Raw genomic sequence first — 22,050 nt, forward strand, 5'->3', positions numbered from 1 at the left:
CTCCGCCCGTGCCCGACGCCTACGACCTCGCCCGCTCGCTGCTCTTTTGCCTCGATGCCGAGTCCGCCCACCACCTGAGCTTGCGCGGCCTGCGGATGGCGGAGAAATCCGGCGTGCTGCCCCTGCTCTTCCCCGCGGATGAGTTTGTCTCGCCGGTCGAAGTGATGGGCCTGCGCTTCCCGAATCGCGTCGGCCTCGCGGCGGGTCTCGACAAGGAAGGCAACACCATCGACGCGCTCGGCCGGCTCGGCTTCGGCTTCGTCGAGATTGGCACCATCACGCCCCGACCTCAGGCAGGAAATCCCAAGCCGCGCTTGTTCCGCCTGATCGAGCATGAGGCAATCATCAATCGCATGGGCTTCAACAATCCGGGCATCACCGCCGGCGTGGAAAACGTGCGTGGCTCGAAGCACTTCGAAGGCGTGATCGGTTTCAACATCGGCAAGAACAAGGACACGCCGAACGAGAACGCTGCGGACGACTACCTCGCTTGCCTCAAGGCCGCCTACCCGGTGGCGGATTACATCGCAGTGAACCTTTCCTCACCGAACACACCCGGCTTGCGCGACTTGCAGGGCGAAGAGGCTTCGGCGCGTTTGTTAGAGCGGCTGAAGAAGGAGCAGGCGGCGCTTGAAAAGGAGCATGGCAAGCGCGTGCCGCTGCTCTTCAAGGTGGCGCCTGACATCGATCCGCCCCACGTCACAGCCCTGGCCAAGGTCTTCCTCGATGGCGGGCTCGACGGGCTGATCGCGACCAACACCACACTAGCCCGCGAACCGGTGGCCGGCCACCCGCGGGCAAACGAGGCCGGCGGGCTTTCCGGCCGTCCGCTCACCCAGCGCAGCACCGAAATCATCCGCGCCTTTTCGTCGGAGTTCGGCGGAAAAGTCCCCATCATCGGGGTCGGCGGGATTTCCTGCGCGGCGGATGCGGTCGAGAAAATCCACGCCGGAGCCAGCTTGGTCCAAATCTACTCGGCCTTCATTTACCAAGGCCCGCGGCTGGTCCATGAATGCGCCCGGGCGCTCGATACTTTGGACTTGTGAATAAATTTTTCACGCGGAACGTCTCATTTGTCGCCGCATTCCGCCTTGCACAACAAGCATTCTGGCGGAAGCAGTCTCTAGAATCAGAACCAATCGAACCATGAAGAAATCCCTTGCTCTCCTCGCCATCGCCGCCGGTCTTGCCACCAGTTGTTCCGGCCCCACTGGCCCGAATACGCAGCGCGGTGCCGTGATCGGTGCCCTTGGTGGTGCCGCCGCCGGCGCGGTGATCGGAAATCAATCCGGCCGTGCCGGCGAGGGAGCCCTGATCGGGGGGGCCGCCGGTGCCGCAGGCGGCGCAGCAATCGGCAACGCCCAGGACACCGAAAATCGTCGTCGCTACAACGGAGGCTACTGACCCAAGCCGAGTTGATTTTTGACGCCGGGCAGGCCTCACGGCCTCGCCCGGCATTTTTATGGGATAAATCCGGGCTCCTGCTCCTCTATTCAGCAATCAAGTCTCCGTCATGCGATTTCAACGCCTCCTCATCACCACGCTGTTAGCCGGCTTCATCTCCTCAAATCCGCCGGCCCAAGCCCAAGAGGACCTGTTGGACAGCCTGATGCCGAAACTGGGTGATGAAGCCACCTCGGACACCGTGGCGACTCTGGTGCCGGAGGTGAAGTCCGTTGCTCCAGGGAAGCCGTTCTCCGTGGCGCTGAAACTTCAGCATCCAGCCGGATGGCATAGTTACTACCTGAACTCCGGGGGCATTGAGAAATCGCCGGAGATCAAATGGACCTTGCCGGAAGGTTTCACCGCATCGGAACTCCAATGGCCGACGCCCGAGGTGACCGATGGCCTCTTCGGCAAGAGCTTCTCCTATTCGGGAACTCCGGTTTTCCTCACCGAGATCACTCCCCCGGCGAATCTTCCGGCTGGCTCCACGATCACCCTGAAAGCCTCCGCCGTTTGGCAGATCTGCCGTGAAGGACAATGCCGCGACGAACCCAAGGACGGCCCGGCAAAGTTCGAAATCGCCCTTCCTGTCAACGCCAGTTCGGAACCGGATCCCACGCAGGTGCCCCTCTTCGCCGCAGCCCGCGCCGAGATTCCGCAACCCGCGAAAGATTGGTCCGTCACTGCAGAGACCAGCGGAACAGAACTGCGGCTTCGCTTGAAAGGCGTTACCGCTGATCTCTCCCAAGCTTCCCTCACCTTCATCCCTGACTATCCGTTCATCGCACTGGCGCTGGATGGAGCGGGCCTGACCCGCGACGGCGACGACTGGTTGCTTACCCTCAAGCGCGTCACCAAGGATCCGGTGCTCGACCAACCTGTGCCGCAGGGCAAGGAGATCGCTGGGGTGCTCGTCGGCAAGTCCGCCATCACCGGCGAGAGCAAGGTCGTCCAAGTGCCGCCGACTAAGATTGGCAAGGCACCCGCCGCGCCCCTTTCCCTCGCAGCCTTCCTGCCGGTGCTCGGCGGCATGCTGTTAGGAGGCCTCATCCTGAACCTCATGCCCTGTGTCTTTCCCGTCATCGGGCTCAAGATCATGGGCTTCGTCCAACAGTCGGGCCAGGACCGGAAGAAGATCGTTCTCCATGGCCTCGCCTTCACCGCTGGCGTCCTGATCTCCTTCTGGGCATTGAGTGGCGTTCTCTTTGCTCTCCGCTCCGCCGCCGGTCCAGGACAAGAGATCGGCTGGGGTTACCAGCTTCAGAATCCTTGGACCGTGCTCGTCCTGATGCTGCTCATGTTCGTGATGGGCCTGAGCATGTATGGCATCTTCGAGATCGGGACCTCGGTCACGTCGGTCGGGGGCAAGCTCCAGACCAAGCAAGGCGTCAGCGGCTCCTTTTTCTCCGGCATCCTCGCCACCGTGGTCGCTACTCCTTGTTCCGCTCCTTTCCTCGGGGCCGCCATCGGTGCCGCCATCGCGCTGCCACCGTTTCAATTCTTCACGGCCTTCACCGCGATGGCGCTTGGGCTTTCACTGCCCTACCTGATCCTTTCGATTTTCCCGAAGCTGGTCGACCTGCTTCCCCGCCCGGGTGCGTGGATGGAAAGTTTCAAGCAGGCGATGGCTTTCCTCCTCTTCGCCACGGCCGGCTACCTGCTGTGGGTCTACGTTGGGCAGATCGACCTGGACAACATGCTCAACGTCATCTTCGGCCTGACCGCGGTGGCGATTGCCGCGTGGATCTTCGGACGCTGGCATTCCCCTTTCCGCAGCCGCCGGGTGAAGACAGTGGCGCTCGTCCTCACCGTGCTCTTTGCCGCCGGCGGCGTGAAACTTGCCGCTCCGCCGGCAAAGTCGGAGATCACGTGGGAACCATGGAGCCAAGCCCGAGTCGACGAATTGCTCGATGAAGGCACGCCCGTCTATGTGGACTTTACCGCCAAATGGTGCGCCACTTGCCAGCTCAACAAAAAGCGGGCCTATCCAAAGGAAGTCGTGGCCCTGATGAAGGAGCGCGGCATGGTCCTGATGCGCGCCGACAAGACCAATCCCGACCCGGCCATCGATGCCAAGCTGGAGGAACTCGGTCGCTCAGCGATCCCCGTGAACGTGCTCTACGTCCCCGAAAAGGACCCGGTGATTACCCCGGAACTCCTTGATGCTGGCTACATGAAGGATCTGATCACCCGCGAGGTCCCGCTTCCGGAGAAAAAGTAGCCGGGAACGAACGACTCAATCCATTCTTCCCTCTGGCACGGCCCGCGCTCATGCTGGGGAAGTGAGCGACATTCCCCAATTGGTCCGCGACGATCCGTGGCTTGAATCCCATGCCGGGTCGATCCAGCAACGCATCGACCGCTTCCGGGCCACCCTTTCCGACATCGAAGCCCGCAGCGGCAGCCTCGCTGCCCACGCCGCCGGCCACCAGCTCACCGGAATCCATCGCCAGCCCGACGGCGGCTGGATGATCCGCGAGTGGCTGCCCAAGGCGAAAGCCGTCTCGCTCGTCGGCGATTTCAACGGCTGGAACCGCGACAGCCACCCGCTCGCTCCGGCGCGCGGCGGCGTGTGGCAGCTCCACTTGCCCGCCGGAACGCTCGGCCATGGCCAGAAGGTCAAGCTGCACATCACCGGAGCCGATGGTTCGCACCGCGACCGCATCCCGGCGTGCATCCTGCGTGCCGTGCAGGATCCGGAGACCCACGACTTCTCCGGCCAGATCTGGGAACCGGAGGAGCAGTATGTCTGGAGAAACGACTTCGACCCCTCATCGGTGAAGGTGCCGCTGATCTACGAAGCCCATGTCGGCATGTCGGGGGAAGAAGGCCGCGTGCACTCCTACCGCGAGTTCGCCAATGCCACCCTGCCCCGCATCGCTGCCGGCGGCTACAATGTGGTCCAGCTCATGGCGGTGCAGGAGCACCCCTACTATGGCTCCTTCGGCTATCACGTCTCCTCGTTCTTCGCACCGTCGTCGCGCTTCGGCACGCCGGAGGACCTGAAGTATCTCGTCGATACCGCCCACGGCCTGGGGATCGCGGTCTTGTTAGACATCGTGCACTCGCATGCCGTGAAGAACATCGCCGAGGGGCTCAACGACCTCGACGGCTCCGGCAATCTCTACTTCCACGGCGATGACCGCGGCGATCACCCGCAGTGGGATTCCAAGGTCTTCGACTACGGCCGCCCGGAAGTCCGCCAGTTCCTCCTCTCCAATGTCCGCCACTGGCTCGATGAGTTCCACTTCGATGGTTTCCGCTTCGATGGCATCACCTCGATGCTCTACTGGCACCGCGGCACGGAGGCCTTCGACAACTACGACAAGTACTTCACCCATGGCGTGGACAATGACGCCATCCTCTACCTCCAGCTCGCCACCACCCTGGCGCAGGAGCTGCGGCCCGGCGCGATCGTCATCGCGGAAGACATGTCCGGCATGCCCGGCCTCTGCCGGCCGGTGAAGGAAGGCGGCGTCGGCTTCACCCACCGTCTGGCGATGGGCATCCCCGACTTCTGGATCAAGCTGCTCAAGCACACCCGCGACGAGGATTGGAACCTCGACGAGATCTGGGGCACGCTGGTCAACCGCCGCCACGGCGAGGCCAATATCGCCTACGCCGAAAGCCACGACCAGGCGCTGGTGGGCGACAAGACCCTCGCCTTCTGGCTGATGGACGAGAAGATGTATTGGAACATGGGCAAGGACGATCCCGACCCCGTGGTCGAGCGCGGCATCGCCCTGCACAAGATCATCCGCCTGCTCACCTTCGCACTCGGCGGCGAGGGCTGGCTGAATTTCATGGGCAACGAGTTCGGCCACCCCGAGTGGCTGGATTTCCCGCGCGAAGGCAATGGCTGGTCCTACCACTACTGCCGCCGCCAATGGTCGCTGGCCGAAAATCCCGCGCTGAAATACGTGTGGATGGGCGCCTTCGACCGGGCGATGTTGGAAACCGGCAAGCAGCACGGCCTGCCGGGTGCCGAGCGGGCGCAGAACATATGGATGGACTACGAGGCGAAAATCATGGCCGCCCGTCGCGGCGACCTGGTGTTCGTCTTCAATCTCTCCGTGGACCAATCGCGGCCGGACTTTGAAGTCCCCGTGCCTGGCACAGGTGCCTACCGCCTCGTCCTTGACACCGACGCCTCCGTCTTCGGCGGCCAAGGCCGGGTCGACGCGAGCATCGAGTATCCGGTCTCGGCGGAGGGCAAGCTGACGATCTACTCCCCGGCGCGCACGGCGATGGTGTTTGCACCGGCAGGGTAATGCGCAGTGCCCGGAGCGAAGGATTGTGGAAGAAGGCATGGGAAACCCCTAGCCGTTGAAACATGTCGGCCCGGACCTCAACCGCGCACTCGTCAAACCGTTTGGGAGTCGCCCTCTTGATCGCCGCACTGGTCTGCTGGATCGGATTTCATCTGCTTCCGATCGATGACTACATGCGAGGCTGGGAACTGTGGAAGCGGATCTGGGAAATCACGACAAGGGGTTACCGGCCCGGATGGCAAAACCTGATCGCCATCTCAGCCTTCCTCGCGATTGCGATCCTGGTGACGGCATCGCCGTTCGTGACGCTCCCTCTGCGGACCTCCAAGCCCTGCCGTTGGCTGGCGATCGTGGCGTCAGGAGCCGCTTTGCTAGGCTTGGGCAGCCTGATCGTGATGGACTTTCCGGGTGGTCCTGCATCGGCCCTTCTCCTAGCGGCGATGGCCCTGAACTTTGTCGGCCTGATCTGCCTCCGCTCCCCCCGTTTGGAGTCAGGTCCGGATGCTCCGTAGGCCTCCTCCGCTTCGCCGGGGGAATCCCATTGCGCTTTGGCACAAAACCAACCCCAAGCATGTCCGCCGTGACATCCACGCTCGACCTGCGGGCAGGGCGTCTTATTTCTGACGGCGATGGCTGCCGCAACCCAAGCCCGCCCCGCGGGCAAGAATGTCCTGCTCATGGGCACCTGCCTGTGCGACGCGTTTTACGACGACGTCGCCCGCGCCACCGTGGAGGTGCTGGAGCATCTGGGCGTGACCGTGCATTTCCCGGAGAACCAGACCTGCTGCGGCCAGCCGGCCTTCAATTCGGGCGACTGGCCAGCCTCGCGAAAGGTGGCTCGCTACACCGCTGGCGTTTTTTCCGGCGATCTGCCGGTGATCGTGCCGAGCGGCTCCTGTGCGGCGATGAATTTCCACGGCAATCCGCTCCAGTTCGAGGAGTGCCCGGATCCGTCGATCGACTCGCTGGCCCGCCGGACCTGGGAGGTCTGCGACTTCATCGTCAACGGGCTCGGCGTCCACGAATGGAAGGGCGCGTTCGAGAAACCAACGCGGCTCGCCTTCCACCGCTCCTGCCACAGCCGGGGGACCAATACCGGCGAGGCGATCACCGCGCTGTTGTCCTCGATCCAAAACGCGGAGGTCATCCCCTTCGGCCAAGCCGAGCAATGCTGCGGCTTCGGTGGCACCTTCTCGGTGACCTTTCCCCACATCTCGGGGCGGATGGGCTCGCTGAAGCTCGACCACATCCTCGACGTGCAGCCGGACCTGCTGGTCAGCGGCGATATGTCCTGCCTGATGCACATCACCGGCCTCGCCCGCGTCCAAGGCCGGCCCATCGAACACAAGCACGCGATCCAGGTCCTGCGCGACACCTTGCGATGACGGAGGAGCAAAAAATGCTCGCCGGCGAGCCCTACTCGTCGCGCGATCCGGAACTCATCGAGCAGTATCACCTCAGCCGGGCGTTGCTGAAGGAGTTCCACGCGCTGGACTCGCGCGACCTTGCCCGACGGACGCGGGTGTTAGGAAAGCTCTTCCGCCATCTCGGCGATGGTGCATGGCTCGAAGCACCCTTCGCCTGCGAATACGGCCGCTACATTTCCATCGGCCGGAACACCTTCGTGAACGTCAACTGTGTCTTCGCCGACAACAACTTCATCACCATCGGCGACGACACTCTGATCGGCCCTGCGGTGCAGATCTACACCGCGGGACATCCGCTGTTGCCGGAGGAGCGGGCCAGTCCACCCGGTTCCGCCTCTCCATACGTGACCACCGGCAAACCTGTCAGCATCGGCAATCAATGCTGGATTGGTGGCGGCGCGATCATCCTTCCCGGCGTGACCATCGGCGACGGCTGCACCATTGGTGCCGGCAGCGTCGTCACCAAATCTATCCCCTCCCGCAGTGTTGCCGCAGGCAATCCGTGCCGTATTCTCAAGACCCTGCCATGATCGATCACCAGCTCATCGACACCTACGCCCGGGAGATCTCGGAGGAGAAGCAGACCTCGGTGATCAGCGGCTCCGCGGCCAGCACCGACAAGCGCTACACGGTGCTCTTCAAGGACTACGAGAATCCTGACGAACTGCGGAAGCTCGCCGGCAAGATCAAGGACCACACGCTTCACCACCTCGACCGCTACCTCGAGCAAGCGGAGGCCTCGCTGCAGCGCAATGGCGTGCAGGTTCATTTCGCCGATACCGGCGACGACGCCAAGGCGACGATCCTTTCCATCCTGAAGGAGCGCGGCATTTCGAAGCTCACCAAGTCGAAGTCGATGGCGGCGGAGGAGATCCACCTCAATCCGTATCTCATCGAGCACGGCGTCGAGTGCCTGGAGTCCGACCTCGGTGAGTTCATCATCCAGCTCGACGATGACGTGCCGTCGCACATCGTCCGCCCGATCATTCACAAGAACCGCCGCGAAATCGCGCGGACCTTCCAGCGCGAAGGCATCGCAGCAGACTACAACGACGATCCCGAAACCATCACCCGCCGCGCCCGCGTCTTCTTGCGTGAGAAGTACATGCAGGCCGAAGCGGTGATCACCGGCGGCAACTTCATCTCCGCGGAAAGCGGCCGGCTGGTACTGGTGACCAACGAAGGCAACTCACGCTTCGGCATGGCACCGTCGAAGATCCACATCGCGCTGGTGGGCATCGAGAAGCTGGTGCCGACCGACCGCGACTTGGCGGTGTTTCTCAATCTGTTAGGCCGCAGTGCCACGGGCCAGCAGCTCACCGTTTACACCGAATTCATCTCGGGGCCGAAGGATGACAGCCAGCCATCCGGCCCGGAGGAAATGCACGTGGTCTTCCTCAACAACGGCCGCACCGATGTGCTTGAGTCCAACTGCCGCGATATCCTGCGCTGCATCCGCTGCTCCGCGTGCCAGAACGTATGCCCGGTCTATCGCCAGGCCTCGGGCCACGCCTACCGCGCCACCTATGGTGGACCGGTTGGAGCGGTGCTGTCGCCGCTGCTCGCCGGCAAGGAGTTCCCCGAGCTGGCCGACCTTCCCAAGGCCTCGTCGCTCTGCGGTGCCTGCAATGAAGTCTGCCCGGTCGACATTCCCATCCCTGATTTGCTGTTGCGCCTGCGCGACAAGGCGAAGCGCGAAAAGATCCATTCGCCCGGCGCGCCGCCGATGAGCCCGTTTGCGACGCTTGCCACCTCCCCCGCCCTGTGGCGCACCGCGATGACCATGAGCAAGGCGATGAACCATCTTCCCATCCAGGTCGCGCCGGTGAAGCCACTGCAGGAATGGCTCGGCCAACGCACCCTGCCCGAGTGGCACGGCGGCGACTTCCGCAAGTGGCTCAACAACCGTTCTAACAAGTCCCAGTCGAAGCCCAAGTCGTCATGAGTTCCCGCGACACCATTTTCTCGAAGATCCGCACCGCCCTTGGTGAAGTGAAGGACAAGGCCGACTACCCGGACTACGACCCCGCGGTGCTGCACGCGAAGCCCAGGCTCGAAGGCACACCACGCGAGGCCTTCACCCGCAACTTCATCACCGTTGGCGGCGAGGTCATGCGCGACGTGACCGAGCTCGCCGCCTTCCTCCAGCAGCAGGGAAACACCCGCGGCTACTGCGATCCCGCGCTGATGGACGAAGTCGGCAACGCCCTCGCCGCCGCCGGGCTGACCGTGGAGACGGAATATGACCGCAGCCGTTACGAGGACTACCAGTTCGGCATCACCCGCGCGACCGGGGCGATCGCCGAGTCCGGCAGCCTCATTCTCGACGACGCCCACACCTCCGACCGCCTCGCCGCGCTTTCGCCGTGGGTCCACATCGGCGTGCTGCGAGAAAGCGAGATCCACCGCACGATTCCCGAGGCGATGGCCGCGCTCGGCCCGAGCCGGAACATCCTGTGGGCGACCGGCCCGTCGAAGACCGCGGACGTGGAAGGCATTCTCATTGAAGGGGTTCACGGCCCCGGCGAGCAGGTCGCGCTTTTCATCTGAATAGTCTTTCGGGAATTCGCGTCATCCCACCGGCAAATCCGCCGGTCTGCGGTGTTCTGCCGCGGAACGGCTCCGGATGCGGAACCGACCCGCAACTTCCTGCTCGCCGGACGGTTTGACCCGGTGATCATGGAAGCCGCACTGACCTTCCCGCCGATCCACATGCCCGTTTCCCGCCCGATGCCAGCCAGTGACAGCGCGGACGGGGATGACGTGGACGTGGCTCTGATGCACCGCATCGCGGAAGGCGATGAGCGGGCCTTCCGTCAATTGGTAGAGCGCCACCAGAATGCCGTCGTCGGCACGGTGGCCCGGATGCTCAATGACCCGACCGAGGCCGAGGATATTGCCCAGCTCGCATTCCTGCGGGTGTGGAAGCATGCCAAGCGCTGGCGACCGGACGCCAAGTTCACGACCTACCTCTTCACCATCACCCGCAATCTCGTCTTCAACGAGACCCGCCGCCGCTCGCGCCGGAAAGAGGTTTCGACCGACGAACGCGAGGAGGAAAGCGGCTTCCAGATGGCCGGCGAGACCCGCCACGAGCCACCCGAGGAGGCGATGAAGCTCGAAATGCACCAGCAGATCGACCGCGCCATCTCAACGCTGCCAGAAGCACAGCGCACCGCGGTGATTCTCTACAGCTACGAGTCCATGCCCTACGAGGACATCGCGAAGGTCCTGAAGACCTCGGTGTCGTCGGTGAAGAGCCTGCTCTTCCGCGCGCGGACCACGCTTCGCGAGAAGCTGGCGAGCTACATGGCGGAGTGACTTGTAGCGGCTGTCTATGACTGTCGCACTTTGGCGGCATCAGCCGCATCACTGTGGCACCGGGAACAGAGTCTCACGATGCGGCTCGCGGCCGCCAGCTTCCACATCGCCTCACCGCTCTAACAACTGCCGGAACTTCGGCATGATCTTCTGGAACAGCGTGTTCTTCCCGCCGCGGGCAAGCTGCTCGCCGATCAAGCTCGCCGGCGTGTCCGGATCGACGGGTCCCGGGGCCTCGATGACATGGCCCGGCGCTTCAATGCGCCGCGTCAGGTAGGATGCACCGGCACCGCGTGAAACCGAAACAGCCACGCCACCGCCCGATAGCTTCACCAAGCCAAGCGGTGCTGAGGCCTCATCCGCCGTGAGCGTGGCGATGATCGCCTTGCCGCCCGAACCTTCGAAAGAGAAGCCCTCCTTGTTTCCATTGCGGCGCTGCACGACGAGGTCGAGTTCCAAGCCATCGCGCCAGCCGGATTGGACGGCGAGCCAAGCGAGCATCTGCAGGGCGGTCTGGCGGTTGTCCGGATGATAGACGATCTCCACGGTGTCGATCTCCGGCAGTGCTGCGAGCACCAGCGGGTCGTCGAAAAGAGCGGCCACGGAGACGCGGAACTGGAAGCAGCGCGTCCACGAAAGATCCTGCACCACCAGTTCCCGGGTCGCGTTCTGGATTGCATCGGCAATCCGGGCGAAGGACTCCTTCGGATCCGCCCACTCGGAGCTATCGAAGACGAAGCGATCCACCAGGCTGTAGAGGCGGTCTTCAAAGCGCGGCGAGAGTTCGCCCTGCCACCACAGGATCAGCGGCAGATCGGACGCGAGGTGGGCGAACACCGTGTTGCGAAGCCGGCCAGTGGCCTTTCCCGTGAGGGCAAAAGCAATCTGCTCACAGCAGATGGACTTCCTCCCATGGGAAAGATGGCAATGGGCGGTGATCCACGCGCGGATCGATGCCTCGGGAGCGCTACGATCGATGCCGACAAGAATCGCGCGGCAAGAGTGCTCGGCAGTCAGCTCGCGGATCGCCGCGGAATTCTTCTCCAAGGCACCGGGTGCCTCGGAATAGACTGCCAAATTCATCAGCGAGGCATTCGTGCGCGCCTCGTCTTCCTCCCACAGCTTCCGCAGTTCCTTGTCGATGGAACCGACAGAAACCTCGCGGCCGAGCTCGGGATGCATGGAAAGGGTGGTCATGAAGAAAGTTGAGAGTCTCGGGTTGAGCGTTGAGAGCGTGAGTGGAAGGCAGCGAGTCCGGATTCTAACTCTCAACTCTCAACCATCCACTCTCAACCAATTCACAGTCTCCGCCACGTGTGACCATCCTGCTGGAGCAGTTCATCGGCTTCCTTCGGACCCCAGCTTCCGGCGACGTATTCGGCCATCGGCGGCGGGGTTGAGCTCTGGTGCCAGGCGTGCTCGATGTGATCGATGAAGCGCCATGCCTCTTCCACCTCGTCGCGGCGGGCGAAGAGCGTGGCATCGCCGGCCATCGCATCGAGCAGCAGGCGCTCATAGGCTTCCGGGCTGCCCTTGCCGAAGCTGGTGGCGTAGTGGAAGTCCATCTTCACCGGCTCCAGGCGCAGGCTGGTGCCAGGGATCTTGGAAACCATGCGCAGCGAGATGCCCTCGTCAGGCTGGATGCGAAGGACGAGCACGTTCGCGCCGGGAACGCCACCGGGCAGCGCATTAAAGAGCACACAGGGTGCATCCTTGAAGTGGATCGAGATCTCGGTCGCCTTCTTCGGCAATTGCTTGCCCATGCGAATGTAGAACGGCACGCCGCTCCAGCGCCAGGTATCGATCATCAGGCGTACGGCGACGTAGCTCTCGGTCATGCTCTCCGGATCCACACGATCTTCCTCGCGGTATCCAGGACGGGGCTGCCCGTCGACATGGCCGGCAGTATATTGGGCACGGACCACGTTCTGGGCGACCTTCTCGGGAGTGTCCCATTGTCGCAGCGAGCGGATGACCTTCACCTTTTCATCGCGCACGCCATCGGCACTGAGGTCCGTCGGCGGCTCCATCGTGATTAGGCTCAGGAGCTGGAGCAGATGATTCTGCACCATATCGCGCAGCGCGCCGGACTTGTCGTAGTAACCGCCGCGGCCGCCTTCCATACCGAGGTTCTCGGCGCAAGTGACCTGGACGTGGGAAATATAGCGGCTGTTCCAAAGGGGCTCGAAGATCGCGTTGGCGAAGCGCAGCACCATGATGTTCTGCGCGGTCTCCTTCCCGAGATAGTGGTCGATCCGGTAGGTGTCCTTTTCGTGGAAGGTCCGGTTCACCACTTGGTTGAGGTGCTGGGCAGTCGCGAGGTCGGTGCCGAAGGGCTTTTCGACGATGACTCGTGACCAGCAGCCGTCCTTTGCCTTGTTGAGTCCGGCACCCTTGAGCTGGGTCAGGATGTCGTCGAAGAATTCCGGGGCGGAGGCCACATAGAACAGCCGATTCCCCTTCCCGCCGCGATCGCGGTCGATCGCATCGAGCCGCTCGGCGAGGCGCTTGTAGCCATCGGCATCGGTGAACTCGCTCTCGTGGTAATGGATGCTTTCCTGAAACTTCGCCCAGATCGCATCGTCGTGTCCGGAGCGGGAAACCTTGCGGTTCAGCTCTTCGAGCCCCTTGCGGAATTCCTCATCGCTCTTCTCGCGACGGGCGAAGCCGAGGATCTTCACGCCAGGCGGCAGTTCGCCGTCGATCACGAGGTTGTAGATCGCCGGCACCAGCTTGCGATGGGTGAGGTCTCCGGTGGCACCGAAGATCACGACGGTGCAGGGCTCGGGGCGCGAGCGGGAGACGAGGTCTTCGCGAAACGGATTCGTCATGGGCAGGACCGCGGTGTCGCTGAAAGTGAGCCGCCGGGAAAGAGAAATGGGTATGAATTCTCGTCAACGGGTCGATCAAGCCGGCGAGTGGAAAGGCAGTCTGGACAACGAAACAGGCAAAATCGGCGAAAGGAAAATGGCAGGAAGGGCAGTGAAACGCCGCCCCATGCGGATTTCGGCCGCTTCGGGGTCGTCGGGACTTCGCAGCCGGTCCCGCCACCCGCCAGATTTGTAGGGAATCACCGGAGCGGGCTTCCGGTCCCCCGGAAGTCAGAGCGGCCTTTGCAGAAGATCCAGGATGCGTCCGGTAGCCCCGTCGTGGCCATGGAGAACCTCCGACGCGGCATCACAGGTGGTGGCACGAAGCGCAGGATCGTCAAGCAGTCGGTCGAGCGCCGATTTCAGTTCGGCGGCATCGCGAAAACGGATTGCCCCACCGGTGGCGACGAGCGACGAGACCAGCGGCTCGAAGTTCTCCATGTGTGGGCCGAACATTACGGGACGCCGCGCAAGGATGGCCTCGGCGGGATTCTGGCCGCCGATCCCGAGGATGCTCTTGCCGATCACCACCACCGTCGCGTGGGCGGTCCAATCACGGAGTTCGCCGGTGCTGTCGATGACCAGGCAGGCTCGGGCCGGATTCCGCGGCGACTGGAAGGCGGACCTCAGGACGACCTCAAGGCCCTCTTTCTCCAAATCCGCGCTCACCTCGGCCCGGCGTTCGGCATGGCGGGGCACCACGGCGAAAAGCGCGCCGGCTTCCCGGACGACCTTGCCGAGCCAAGCCTCCTCGCCAGCGTGGGTGCTGGCCGCCAGCACGACGGAACGGTCTCGGCCGAATGCGTCGAGCATGGCAGCAAATTCAGGACGCTGTGCCGGTTTCACCGCCGCTCCGGGATCGAATTTCGAACTTCCGGTGACGTGAACCCTATCAGCTGCTACGCCCAGCGCCTGCCAGCGATCCCGGTCAGCCGGCTCCTGTGCAGCAACGAGATCGAGCAGGCCGAAGACCGGCCGCACCGCCGGCGCGAGCTTGCGGTAGCGGCGCTCGGAGCGGGGCGACATGCGGGCATTCACCAACCGCACCGGGATGCCGCGCTTCTGACACGCCAGCATCAGGTGCGGCCACATTTCCCCCTCTACCAGCACGATCTGGATGGGCTCGAAGCGGTCGAGGTAGCGCTTCACGCAGAGGCGAAAATCGACGGGGGCGTAGGTCACTCGCACTCCCGGCAATGCCGCTTCCACCGCAACCGCGTGGCCGGTGGCGGTGCCGACCGCGAGCACGAACCGCTTGCCCGGCTCCCGAGCCTGCCACGCACGGATCAGCTTCACCGCGATCATCGTTTCTCCCACGCTCACCGAGTGCAGGTGGACCTGGCCGCACGGCTCGTCTTCCAACGGCGGCCGGTAAATCGAGAAGCGCTCGCGCAAGCCGCTGCCGAAGCCACCGCGCTGTCCCATCCGCACTAACCACCCCGGCAGCGCCACCAACAGATAAAGGGGCAACAGCAGGCGGTAGAGCGCCAGAACCAGCGGGAACAACATCGGCGCGGAGGCTAGGGGTAAGGGCTGAAACCGGCAATCCCGATACTGGAACCGCGGAATTCCTTCCGCCTGAATGGTCCCTCGGGCGGGAAAAATCCCCCGCTCCCAGTCCCTACGCCGCAGCGTAGAGCAGGATCGCGCTACTCCCATACTCTCGGCGCTCACTCAACACCCACCCCGGCCCTTCCGGACTCTTGGTCGAGGTCGAGCACTCGGCCACCATCAACCCGCCCTCAGCGAGCCTTTCCAAAAGCCCGGGCTTCGCCAGCAGCTCCTTCAGGTGATCGCGATCAAGAGACGTCTTTGCATAGGGCGGATCGGCGAAAATCAAATCATAGCGGCCGATGTCGCGCGAAACCCAGGCATGCACATCGGCGCGGACCACCCGCCCGCCCTCCAGCCTGGCTTTGGCGAGGTTCTCGCGGATCACCATTTCCGCCTGACGATGCTCATCGACGAAGACGCACGATGCCGCCCCGCGACTGAGAGCTTCAAGGCCGATCGCGCCGGAGCCGGCAAACAGATCCAACACCACCGCATCCTCGACCCGCGGGCCCAGGATCGAAAAGACCGCCTGCCGCACGAAGTCGGTCGTCGGCCTCGCCACGGCCTTTGGAACCTTGATGGCGAGCCGTCCTGCTTTTCCAGCGATGATGCGCACAGACGCTTCATGCCAAGTGGGGGGCGTGGCGGCAACCCAAAGTGGTCCGCACACTCCGTGTGCGGCAGCCGGAAAGACGAGGATGATGAAGACAAAAAGGCGGCCCGCAGGTAATGCGGGCCGCCTTGAGAAGAGGAATGCTAGCTAGGTTCGACCGCACACGGAGTGTGCGGACCACCTTAGCGCAGGACCTTGATCTTGCCGACGCCGTAGATGGCGTCATTGCCCAACTCTTCCTCGATGCGGAGGAGCTGGTTGTACTTCGCGATACGGTCGGAGCGGCTCATCGAGCCGGTCTTGATCTGGCCGCAGTTGGTTGCGACGGCGATGTCGGCGATGGTGTTGTCCTCGGTCTCGCCCGAGCGGTGCGAAAGCACGGCGGTGTAGCCGTTTTCCTTGGCCATTTCCACGGCGTCGAAGGTCTCAGTCAGCGTGCCGATCTGGTTCACCTTCACGAGGATCGAGTTGGCGGTACCGGTGGCGATGCCCTTCGAGAGGAACTCGACGTTGGTGACGAAGAGGTCGTCGCCGACGAGCTGAGTGGTCGCACCAAGCTTGTCGGTGAGGATCTTCCAGCCAGCCCAGTCGTTCTCTGCGCAGCCGTCTTCGATCGAGATGATCGGGTACTTGGCCTGCAGGCCGGCGTAGTAGGCGACGATCTCCTCGGCGCTCTTCACCGACTTGTCGGACTTCTTGAAGACGTAGGCGTTCTGCTTGGCATCCCAGAACTCGGAAGCGGCGACGTCGAGCGCGATAGCGATGTCCTCGCCGAGCTTGTAGCCGGCTTTTTCCACGGCTTGGGCGATGACGCTGAGTGCGTCGTCAGCCGAAGCAAGGTTCGGGGCGAAGCCACCTTCGTCACCGACGGCGGTGGAAAGGCCGCGGTCGTGCAGCACCTTCTTCAGCGAGTGGAAGATTTCCGCCCCGTAGCGCAGTCCTTCGCGGAAGGTCGGCGCGCCGATCGGCATGATCATGAATTCCTGGAAGTCGATCGGGGCGTCGGAGTGCGCGCCGCCGTTGATGATGTTCATCATCGGCACGGGCAGGACCTTCGCGTTCGGGCCGCCGAGGTACTTGTAGAGCGGCAGGCCGGTCGCTTGGGCAGCGGCCTTGGCCACGGCCATCGAGACGGCGAGGATGGCATTGGCGCCAATGGACGACTTGTTCTTGGTGCCGTCGATCGCGAGCATGGCGGCGTCGATCGAGGCTTGGTCGGTGGAAAGCATGCCGCAGAGCGCGGGAGCCAGCTTGCCATTGAGGTTCTCGACGGCATTGAGCACGCCCTTGCCGAGGTAGCGGGATTTGTCGCCGTCGCGGAGTTCGCAGGCTTCGTGTTCGCCGGTCGAGGCACCGCTGGGCACGGCGGCGCGGCCGACGACGCCGCATTCGAGGATGACGTCGGCTTCGACGGTTGGATTGCCGCGGGAGTCGATGACCTCGCGGCCGCGGATTTCAACGATGGTGGTATGTTCCATGGTAGTAGGGAGTTGAGGGTCGATCGTTGAGAGTTGAGAGATTGGAGACGAATGGCTGTCGGCTGCTGCTCTCAACCATCAACTTTCCACTCTCACCTCTTCACGGATTCACCGCGACGATCGACTGGATGATGTAGGAGTGCGTGACCGGCGCGTTCTCGTCGCGGACTTCCACGGTATCGCCGATTTTCTTGTTGAGCAGGGCGGCGCCAAGCTCGGAGAGGTAGGAAAGCTCGGCCTTTTCGGGATCCGAGTCCCACGCGCCAAGCACGGTGTAAGTCATCTGCTTCCCTTCTGCAGTCGCGAGATTGACGATGGTGCCCACGTTGACCATCGAGGGGTCCACCCCCTTGAAGTCGGTGCCACGGGCGCGGGAGATGTCGCGCTGGAGCTCGGCCTTGCGGTTGTTGAGGTACTTCTGTTGGTCCTTGGAGGACTTGTATTCGAAGTTCTCGCGCAGGTCGCCGTATTCGCGGGCGATGGTGATGTCCTTCCGGTTCTGCGGGATGCGGACGTTGATGATGTCGTCCAGCTCGGCCTTTTTCTTTTCAAGGCTGGCCCAAGAAACCAACAGCTCCTCTTCCTTCTTCCCACCGCGACCGGCAACGAGTTCGCCAGTCTCCGGGCGGGCCTTGATCACGCGCGCCATTAGGCTCTTGCGGTCGAGGTCGTTGAAAACGGGGCACTCCATCAGGCGGCGGCCGAAATTGCGCGCTTCGTTGACATCCATCGAACCGACGATGTCGCCGAGCAGTTCCTTGTCGTCGGAGAGCAGCGATTGCAGACGGGTCGTCTTGCGCGGGCCGTCGCTGAGGTGGTCGGTTTCGAGCAGGTTGAGGATACACGCGCCGACTTCGCCGCTGAAAACGCCGGAGGCGGTCGAGTCGCGCTCGCGGCAGACCCAGATCAGGGCATCGGTGCCGAGCGAGCGGCGGGCCAGCGCCGAGACCAAGTGAGTGGAGAGGCGCTTCATTTCGCCGCGCTCCTCCAGCAGTTTGGCGATTTCCGCGACGCCGCGGGTGCCCACCTTGTCGAAGATGAAGGTCAGCACATCGACCCAGCGATCGCCAAAGGCGGCCGGGAATTCCTCGTAAATCGCGCGCTGCCGGGCAGAAGCAAGGCCATTGAGGGCGTCGGCGAGCCGGTTTTCCTCGGAGGCGAGGAGGTCGGAAAGGCGGAGCGACTCGGCCGGCAGATCCATGTCATCGAAGGCGCGGACCATCTCGTCGCGGGCGGACAGCAGTTCCAAGGCGGGCCCGAGCGAGATCCGGACGTTCTTCGCGGCGGTCTCGTTGATCCCGGCAAGCAGGCGCTGCAGGGCGGCCGTGTCGGCCTTGAAAAGGGCCAGATCGCCGGTGATCGCTTCGAGCGCCTTGGCCATCGTCTTCAGGTCGCGGGCCTGCTCGAAGTCGGACACGAGCGCCTCCGCCGGGCTCATATCGCCGGACCGGAGCGAAAGTGGATCGGTGCGGCGGGACGGGACGACGACCCGCTTGCTTTCGCGCAGGGATCGCTTCGCGGACTCCCACCACTTGCGGAAATCGTCGGCCGCAATGACCGCGCCGGAGAGTTCCTTCTCCAGTGCGTCGACGGTCATGGTGCCGCCATGGCTGGCGAGCAGGTGGACAACGAGTTCGACCGGATCGGATTTTGAGAGAGCGCGGAGCTCTTCGAGCTGCTCGACCTTCTTTGCCCGGAAGTCCCCGTCATCGAGCGTCTCCGTCCGCTGGATGGCGAACTGGAGGTCCATGACCTGGCCGCTGCTTTGCTCGAAGTCGATCGTGACCTTCTTTCCGGGAAGGTCCCACTCGATCACTTTTCCAGCCCCCCATGCCTTGTGAAGGCAGAATCGTCCGGGGGCAAGCTGGTCGAGACGGGTTGCAACGGCTTGGTTGATTCTTCCGGCCTCGAGCAGTTTCGCCAAATCGGGATGCATGCCGGGGCAAAATGCGAACCCCCACCCGATTGTGCAAGGCTTCTTGCGGACCAAATCCGCAGGAACTGCTTTACCGGGCCGTAGTTTCCCTTTTCTCCGGGCAGCGGACTATGATGAGGCCTTCCGAGCGAGCGCGTCGGATTGCTTCACGAAGTCGTCCCCATCCCACTCGGCGTCGCTCTTTACCATCCCGGCACGTTCCTTGGCTGCCGCCTCCTCGGCCTTGCGGGCGAGCTGCATCCGGACGAGTTCGGCGTGGGTCGTGAAATACGGCAAGCTGAGGCCCTTGAAGTCGGCCAGCGTCTCGAAACCCTTCCCTTCCATGAAGGCGAGCAGGCCCTCGCAGAGCTCCGTTACCATCCCGTAGCCGAATTTCATCACACCCGTGCAAACCTGCACGGTGTCGCTGCCCAGAAGGATGAACTGGGCGGCATCCGCCCCGGTCTCGATTCCGCCGAGGCCCGACAGGGAGCGGCCGGGGAAATCCTTCTTAATGAGCTGCGCGATCTCCATGACCATCCGCAGGGCGATCGGCTTGACCGCCTTCGACGAGTAGCCGCCGGGCGTGGTGTAGCCCTCGACGGTCGGCTCCGGCCGGAGGGTGTCGAGATTCACCCCCATCACGCTGCGGATCGTGTTGATCGCGGAAACCCCGTGGCATCCGGCGCGAAGCGCGGCGGCCGTCGGCTCCTCGATGTGGGTCACATTCGGCGTCATCTTCGCCCACACGGGAATTTTCGCGGCACCCATCACCCAACCACAGACTTCTTCCAGAATCGCCGGATCCTGGCCCATGGCGGCTCCCATCTTCCGCTCGGGCAAGCCGTGCGGGCAGGAGAAATTCAGCTCGAAGCCGTCCACGCCGGCGTCCTGGCAGCGCCCGACGATCTCGCACCACGCGTCCTTGTTGTATTCCTCCATGATCGAGGCAATGAGGACGCCATCCGGGCACGCGTCCTTGGCCTCCTTGAACTCATCCAGCCAGATCTCGAACTTGCGGTCGCTGATCAGCTCGATGTTTTCCCACCCGATCACCTCCTTGCCATCGCCCGCCATCAGCTTCGCGTAGCGGGGGCCGACGTTGACCACTTTGGAGGCGTCCAGGCTGACGGTCTTGGCGATGACCGCGCCCCAGCCTTCCTTGAAAGCCCGCTTGATGACCTTGACGTTGGTTCCCGGAGGGCCGGAGCCGATGATGAAAGGATTGGCGAGTTTCAGTCCATCGACGGTCGTTTCAAGGGAAGCCATGGCCTCATACTCCAGCACGGCTCGGGCCGGGTCGAAAAGCCTGATTCATGCCCGGCCCGAAAATTCCTGATGGTTCCTGCGCGGAAAAACGGCTTTTTCGACTAGCGCGCCGCAGCGGGAAAATCCAAGTTCCGGGGCGTGGCCGGCGGCATCGCACGGCCAGCAGCTTTTTATCCCGATCATGAACCTCACGCTGAAGGTCTGGCGCCAGAACGGTCCGAACGACAACGGCCGCATCGAAACCTACCCCGCCAACAACATCCCCGAGGAAGCCTCGTTCTTGGAGATGCTCGACATCGTGAACGAGAAGATCGTCATGGATGGCGGGGAGCCGATCCACTTCGATCACGACTGCCGCGAAGGCATCTGCGGGATGTGCTCGCTGACAATCAACGGCGTGCCCCACGGCAAGGAAGGCGGCATCACCACCTGCCAGGTTCACATGCGGAAATTCCGCGACGGCGACACCATCTGGATCGAGCCGTTCCGTGCGAAGGCTTTCCCGATTATCCGCGACCTGATCGTGGACCGCACCGCCATGGACCGCATCATCGCGGCCGGCGGCTACATCGACATCCGCACCGGCTCGGCAGTGGATGCAAATGCGATCCCCATCGCGAAGGCTGACGCCGACACCGCCTTCGACGCCGCCGCCTGCATCGGCTGCGGGGCCTGCGTGGCCGCGTGCAAGAACGCCAGCGCCATGCTTTTCGTGTCCGCCAAGGTTTCCCACCTCGGCCACCTCCCGCAGGGCCAACCGGAGCGCCAGAAGCGCGTGCTCGCCATGGTCCGGCAGATGGATGCCGAAGGCTTCGGCAACTGCACCAACCAGTATGAGTGCGAGGCCGCGTGCCCGAAGGAAATCAGCGTCGACCACATCGCGCTGATGAACCGGGACTATGCCAAGGCGGTCCTGATGGAACAGTTCTGTTCGTGATGATCCTGCCCCTCGGTCTCGCCCTCACGCTGGCATCCGGAGTCGCTCCGGCAACCACACGATGGGCGCAAGGCCAGGAGCGGCGGATCTTGAAAGAAGGCGCGCCGCTGGGAGCCGAGGGACTGGCATTTGCCGCGGAATTGAAGATCGAGCGCCCCGAGGAAGTCCGGGTGCTGGAGGTGAAGCCGATTCCCCTACCCTTCCCAAGGCCGCTGGTGAGGCTGGCCGGGCGCTGGGGCCAGCCACTCTTCGAGCCATCCGGCATGGCATTGGGGAAAGGGATCTACATCCTCCACGGAAACTCGCGGGTGCTGCGCCACGAACTGGTGCATGTCGCCCAATACCAGCAGATGGGCGGCATCGGGCCATTCATGCAGCGATATCTGGTGGAATGCCTGACCCACGGCTACTTCGACGCCCCGCTGGAAGTAGAGGCCCGCGACAAGGAGTGACCCACTGGGGAGCAACTATCGCTGGTAACGCCCGCCGCTGGCCCGCTGAATGGTCCCTCGGCGCCGCCTCCGGGTCCCGGTCTGAACCGCCAAAATCCCCCTTACCACTTCTCCACCTTGAGCCCCTCAACCCGGCGAAACTCATCCAAGTTCCCCGCCACCAAGGTCCAGCGATTTGCCCGGGCAATCCCCGCGATTAAATAGTCGATGGAGCCGATCGGCGTACCCGCTTTCTCCTGCTCCGCCCGGACCTTAGCGGCTTCGATCGCTTCAGCATTCCCAAACGGGGCCACCCCGCAAAGCTCCAACAGGCTCTCCACCGCTTTCCGCTTCTTCGTCACCTCTAGGGTCGCTTTCTGCAGCCCCACCTCCAATTCATAGACAGTCAGGATCGAAACCTGCACTTCGTCCCGGCGATGCCCGCGGAGCTTCGCCAAAACCTCCGCATCCCCACGGACCAGACGGATGCACGTGTCTGTGTCGAGCAAGTGCATCGC

At 63.3% G+C, this 22,050-nt stretch carries 20 protein-coding genes; 12 read left to right on the plus strand and 8 right to left on the minus strand.

Features of this window, described 5'->3' with window-relative positions:
• Positions 1–8 precede the first annotated feature (8 nt).
• The 10 genes from OKA05_RS03445 (at position 9) to OKA05_RS03495 (ending at position 10,465) form a co-directional block, all read left to right on the plus strand.
• On the plus strand, positions 9–1,046 hold the full coding sequence (locus OKA05_RS03445) for a quinone-dependent dihydroorotate dehydrogenase (RefSeq protein ID WP_264485702.1): 1,038 nt from the start codon (positions 9–11) through the stop codon (positions 1,044–1,046).
• A 100-nt stretch (positions 1,047–1,146) separates the two neighbouring features.
• Positions 1,147–1,404, plus strand: coding sequence for a YMGG-like glycine zipper-containing protein (locus tag OKA05_RS03450; protein WP_264485703.1), 258 nt, complete (start codon positions 1,147–1,149; stop codon positions 1,402–1,404).
• Positions 1,405–1,513: 109 nt separating this feature from the next.
• Positions 1,514–3,667, plus strand: coding sequence for a protein-disulfide reductase DsbD family protein (locus OKA05_RS03455; protein WP_264485704.1), 2,154 nt, complete (start codon positions 1,514–1,516; stop codon positions 3,665–3,667).
• 61 nt (positions 3,668–3,728) lie between these two features.
• A complete protein-coding gene (locus tag OKA05_RS03460) occupies positions 3,729–5,717 on the plus strand; it encodes an alpha amylase C-terminal domain-containing protein (protein ID WP_264485705.1) in 1,989 nt (662 codons plus the stop codon).
• Positions 5,718–5,779: 62 nt separating this feature from the next.
• Positions 5,780–6,229 carry a hypothetical protein gene (locus OKA05_RS03465; protein ID WP_264485706.1) on the plus strand — a complete coding sequence of 150 codons (450 nt, stop codon included), beginning with the start codon at positions 5,780–5,782 and terminating at the stop codon, positions 6,227–6,229.
• Between the two features lie 117 nt (positions 6,230–6,346).
• Positions 6,347–7,102 (plus strand): (Fe-S)-binding protein, encoded by a 756-nt coding sequence (locus tag OKA05_RS03470; RefSeq protein ID WP_264485707.1) that lies wholly within the window; start codon positions 6,347–6,349, stop codon positions 7,100–7,102.
• Positions 7,099–7,674: a sugar O-acetyltransferase gene (locus OKA05_RS29270; RefSeq protein ID WP_319800635.1), complete on the plus strand. Its 576-nt coding sequence runs from the start codon at positions 7,099–7,101 to the stop codon at positions 7,672–7,674. The genes OKA05_RS03470 and OKA05_RS29270 overlap by 4 nt, the downstream gene beginning before the upstream one ends.
• Positions 7,671–9,089, plus strand: a complete 1,419-nt coding sequence (locus OKA05_RS03485) for a lactate utilization protein B (RefSeq protein WP_264485708.1) — start codon at positions 7,671–7,673, stop codon at positions 9,087–9,089. The genes OKA05_RS29270 and OKA05_RS03485 overlap by 4 nt, the downstream gene beginning before the upstream one ends.
• Positions 9,086–9,694 (plus strand): LutC/YkgG family protein, encoded by a 609-nt coding sequence (locus OKA05_RS03490; protein WP_264485709.1) that lies wholly within the window; start codon positions 9,086–9,088, stop codon positions 9,692–9,694. The genes OKA05_RS03485 and OKA05_RS03490 overlap by 4 nt, the downstream gene beginning before the upstream one ends.
• Positions 9,695–9,745: 51 nt before the next feature.
• The gene (locus OKA05_RS03495) at positions 9,746–10,465 is read left to right on the plus strand and encodes an RNA polymerase sigma factor (protein WP_264485710.1); all 720 of its coding nucleotides are present in this window, start codon (positions 9,746–9,748) and stop codon (positions 10,463–10,465) included.
• Positions 10,466–10,576: 111 nt separating this feature from the next.
• On the opposite strand, the gene OKA05_RS03500 is transcribed toward OKA05_RS03495, so the two are convergent.
• The 7 genes from OKA05_RS03500 to preA form a co-directional block, all read right to left on the minus strand.
• Complete coding sequence (locus OKA05_RS03500) at positions 10,577–11,662, minus strand: glucose-6-phosphate dehydrogenase assembly protein OpcA (protein WP_264485711.1); 1,086 nt, start codon at positions 11,660–11,662, stop codon at positions 10,577–10,579.
• A 101-nt stretch (positions 11,663–11,763) separates the two neighbouring features.
• Positions 11,764–13,296: a glucose-6-phosphate dehydrogenase gene (zwf, locus tag OKA05_RS03505; protein ID WP_264485712.1), complete on the minus strand. Its 1,533-nt coding sequence runs from the start codon at positions 13,294–13,296 to the stop codon at positions 11,764–11,766.
• 270 nt (positions 13,297–13,566) lie between these two features.
• Complete coding sequence (locus tag OKA05_RS03510) at positions 13,567–14,844, minus strand: 3-deoxy-D-manno-octulosonic acid transferase (protein WP_264485713.1); 1,278 nt, start codon at positions 14,842–14,844, stop codon at positions 13,567–13,569.
• Between the two features lie 112 nt (positions 14,845–14,956).
• Positions 14,957–15,505, minus strand: a complete 549-nt coding sequence (rsmD, locus tag OKA05_RS03515) for a 16S rRNA (guanine(966)-N(2))-methyltransferase RsmD (RefSeq protein WP_264485714.1) — start codon at positions 15,503–15,505, stop codon at positions 14,957–14,959.
• 179 nt (positions 15,506–15,684) lie between these two features.
• Positions 15,685–16,980 carry a phosphopyruvate hydratase gene (eno, locus tag OKA05_RS03520; protein WP_264485715.1) on the minus strand — a complete coding sequence of 432 codons (1,296 nt, stop codon included), beginning with the start codon at positions 16,978–16,980 and terminating at the stop codon, positions 15,685–15,687.
• A gap of 100 nt (positions 16,981–17,080) precedes the next feature.
• Positions 17,081–18,916: a GreA/GreB family elongation factor gene (locus OKA05_RS03525; protein ID WP_264485716.1), complete on the minus strand. Its 1,836-nt coding sequence runs from the start codon at positions 18,914–18,916 to the stop codon at positions 17,081–17,083.
• Between the two features lie 108 nt (positions 18,917–19,024).
• Positions 19,025–20,164, minus strand: a complete 1,140-nt coding sequence (gene preA, locus OKA05_RS03530) for an NAD-dependent dihydropyrimidine dehydrogenase subunit PreA (protein ID WP_264485717.1) — start codon at positions 20,162–20,164, stop codon at positions 19,025–19,027.
• 172 nt (positions 20,165–20,336) lie between these two features.
• On the opposite strand from preA, the gene OKA05_RS03535 reads away from it, so the two are divergent.
• Positions 20,337–21,101, plus strand: coding sequence for a succinate dehydrogenase/fumarate reductase iron-sulfur subunit (locus tag OKA05_RS03535; RefSeq protein ID WP_343226945.1), 765 nt, complete (start codon positions 20,337–20,339; stop codon positions 21,099–21,101).
• Positions 21,101–21,553 carry a hypothetical protein gene (locus OKA05_RS03540; protein WP_264485719.1) on the plus strand — a complete coding sequence of 151 codons (453 nt, stop codon included), beginning with the start codon at positions 21,101–21,103 and terminating at the stop codon, positions 21,551–21,553. The genes OKA05_RS03535 and OKA05_RS03540 overlap by 1 nt, the downstream gene beginning before the upstream one ends.
• Positions 21,554–21,654: 101 nt before the next feature.
• Here the strand turns inward: OKA05_RS03540 and OKA05_RS03545 are convergent, their stop codons facing one another.
• Complete coding sequence (locus OKA05_RS03545; RefSeq protein WP_264485720.1) at positions 21,655–22,047, minus strand: PIN domain-containing protein; 393 nt, start codon at positions 22,045–22,047, stop codon at positions 21,655–21,657.
• Between the last annotated feature and the right edge of the window lie 3 nt (positions 22,048–22,050).

The organism is Luteolibacter arcticus, assembly GCF_025950235.1.
Classification (GTDB): Bacteria; Verrucomicrobiota; Verrucomicrobiia; order Verrucomicrobiales; family Akkermansiaceae; genus Haloferula; species Haloferula arctica.

Excerpts from the sequence above, each read along its gene's own strand:
- OKA05_RS03455 (WP_264485704.1), top strand. The coding sequence starts at position 1,514 with ATGCGATTTCAACGCCTCCTCATCACCACGCTGTTAGCCGGCTTCATC.
- OKA05_RS03490 (WP_264485709.1), top strand. The coding sequence starts at position 9,086 with ATGAGTTCCCGCGACACCATTTTCTCGAAGATCCGCACCGCCCTTGGT.
- OKA05_RS03510 (WP_264485713.1), bottom strand. The coding sequence starts at position 14,844 with ATGTTGTTCCCGCTGGTTCTGGCGCTCTACCGCCTGCTGTTGCCCCTT.
- OKA05_RS03450 (WP_264485703.1), top strand. The coding sequence starts at position 1,147 with ATGAAGAAATCCCTTGCTCTCCTCGCCATCGCCGCCGGTCTTGCCACC.
- eno (WP_264485715.1), bottom strand. The coding sequence starts at position 16,980 with ATGGAACATACCACCATCGTTGAAATCCGCGGCCGCGAGGTCATCGAC.
- OKA05_RS03545 (WP_264485720.1), bottom strand. The coding sequence starts at position 22,047 with ATGCACTTGCTCGACACAGACACGTGCATCCGTCTGGTCCGTGGGGAT.
- OKA05_RS03525 (WP_264485716.1), bottom strand. The coding sequence starts at position 18,916 with ATGCATCCCGATTTGGCGAAACTGCTCGAGGCCGGAAGAATCAACCAA.
- OKA05_RS29270 (WP_319800635.1), top strand. The coding sequence starts at position 7,099 with ATGACGGAGGAGCAAAAAATGCTCGCCGGCGAGCCCTACTCGTCGCGC.
- OKA05_RS03540 (WP_264485719.1), top strand. The coding sequence starts at position 21,101 with ATGATCCTGCCCCTCGGTCTCGCCCTCACGCTGGCATCCGGAGTCGCT.
- OKA05_RS03485 (WP_264485708.1), top strand. The coding sequence starts at position 7,671 with ATGATCGATCACCAGCTCATCGACACCTACGCCCGGGAGATCTCGGAG.
- zwf (WP_264485712.1), bottom strand. The coding sequence starts at position 13,296 with ATGACGAATCCGTTTCGCGAAGACCTCGTCTCCCGCTCGCGCCCCGAG.
- preA (WP_264485717.1), bottom strand. The coding sequence starts at position 20,164 with ATGGCTTCCCTTGAAACGACCGTCGATGGACTGAAACTCGCCAATCCT.
- OKA05_RS03470 (WP_264485707.1), top strand. The coding sequence starts at position 6,347 with ATGGCTGCCGCAACCCAAGCCCGCCCCGCGGGCAAGAATGTCCTGCTC.
- OKA05_RS03500 (WP_264485711.1), bottom strand. The coding sequence starts at position 11,662 with ATGACCACCCTTTCCATGCATCCCGAGCTCGGCCGCGAGGTTTCTGTC.
- OKA05_RS03465 (WP_264485706.1), top strand. The coding sequence starts at position 5,780 with ATGTCGGCCCGGACCTCAACCGCGCACTCGTCAAACCGTTTGGGAGTC.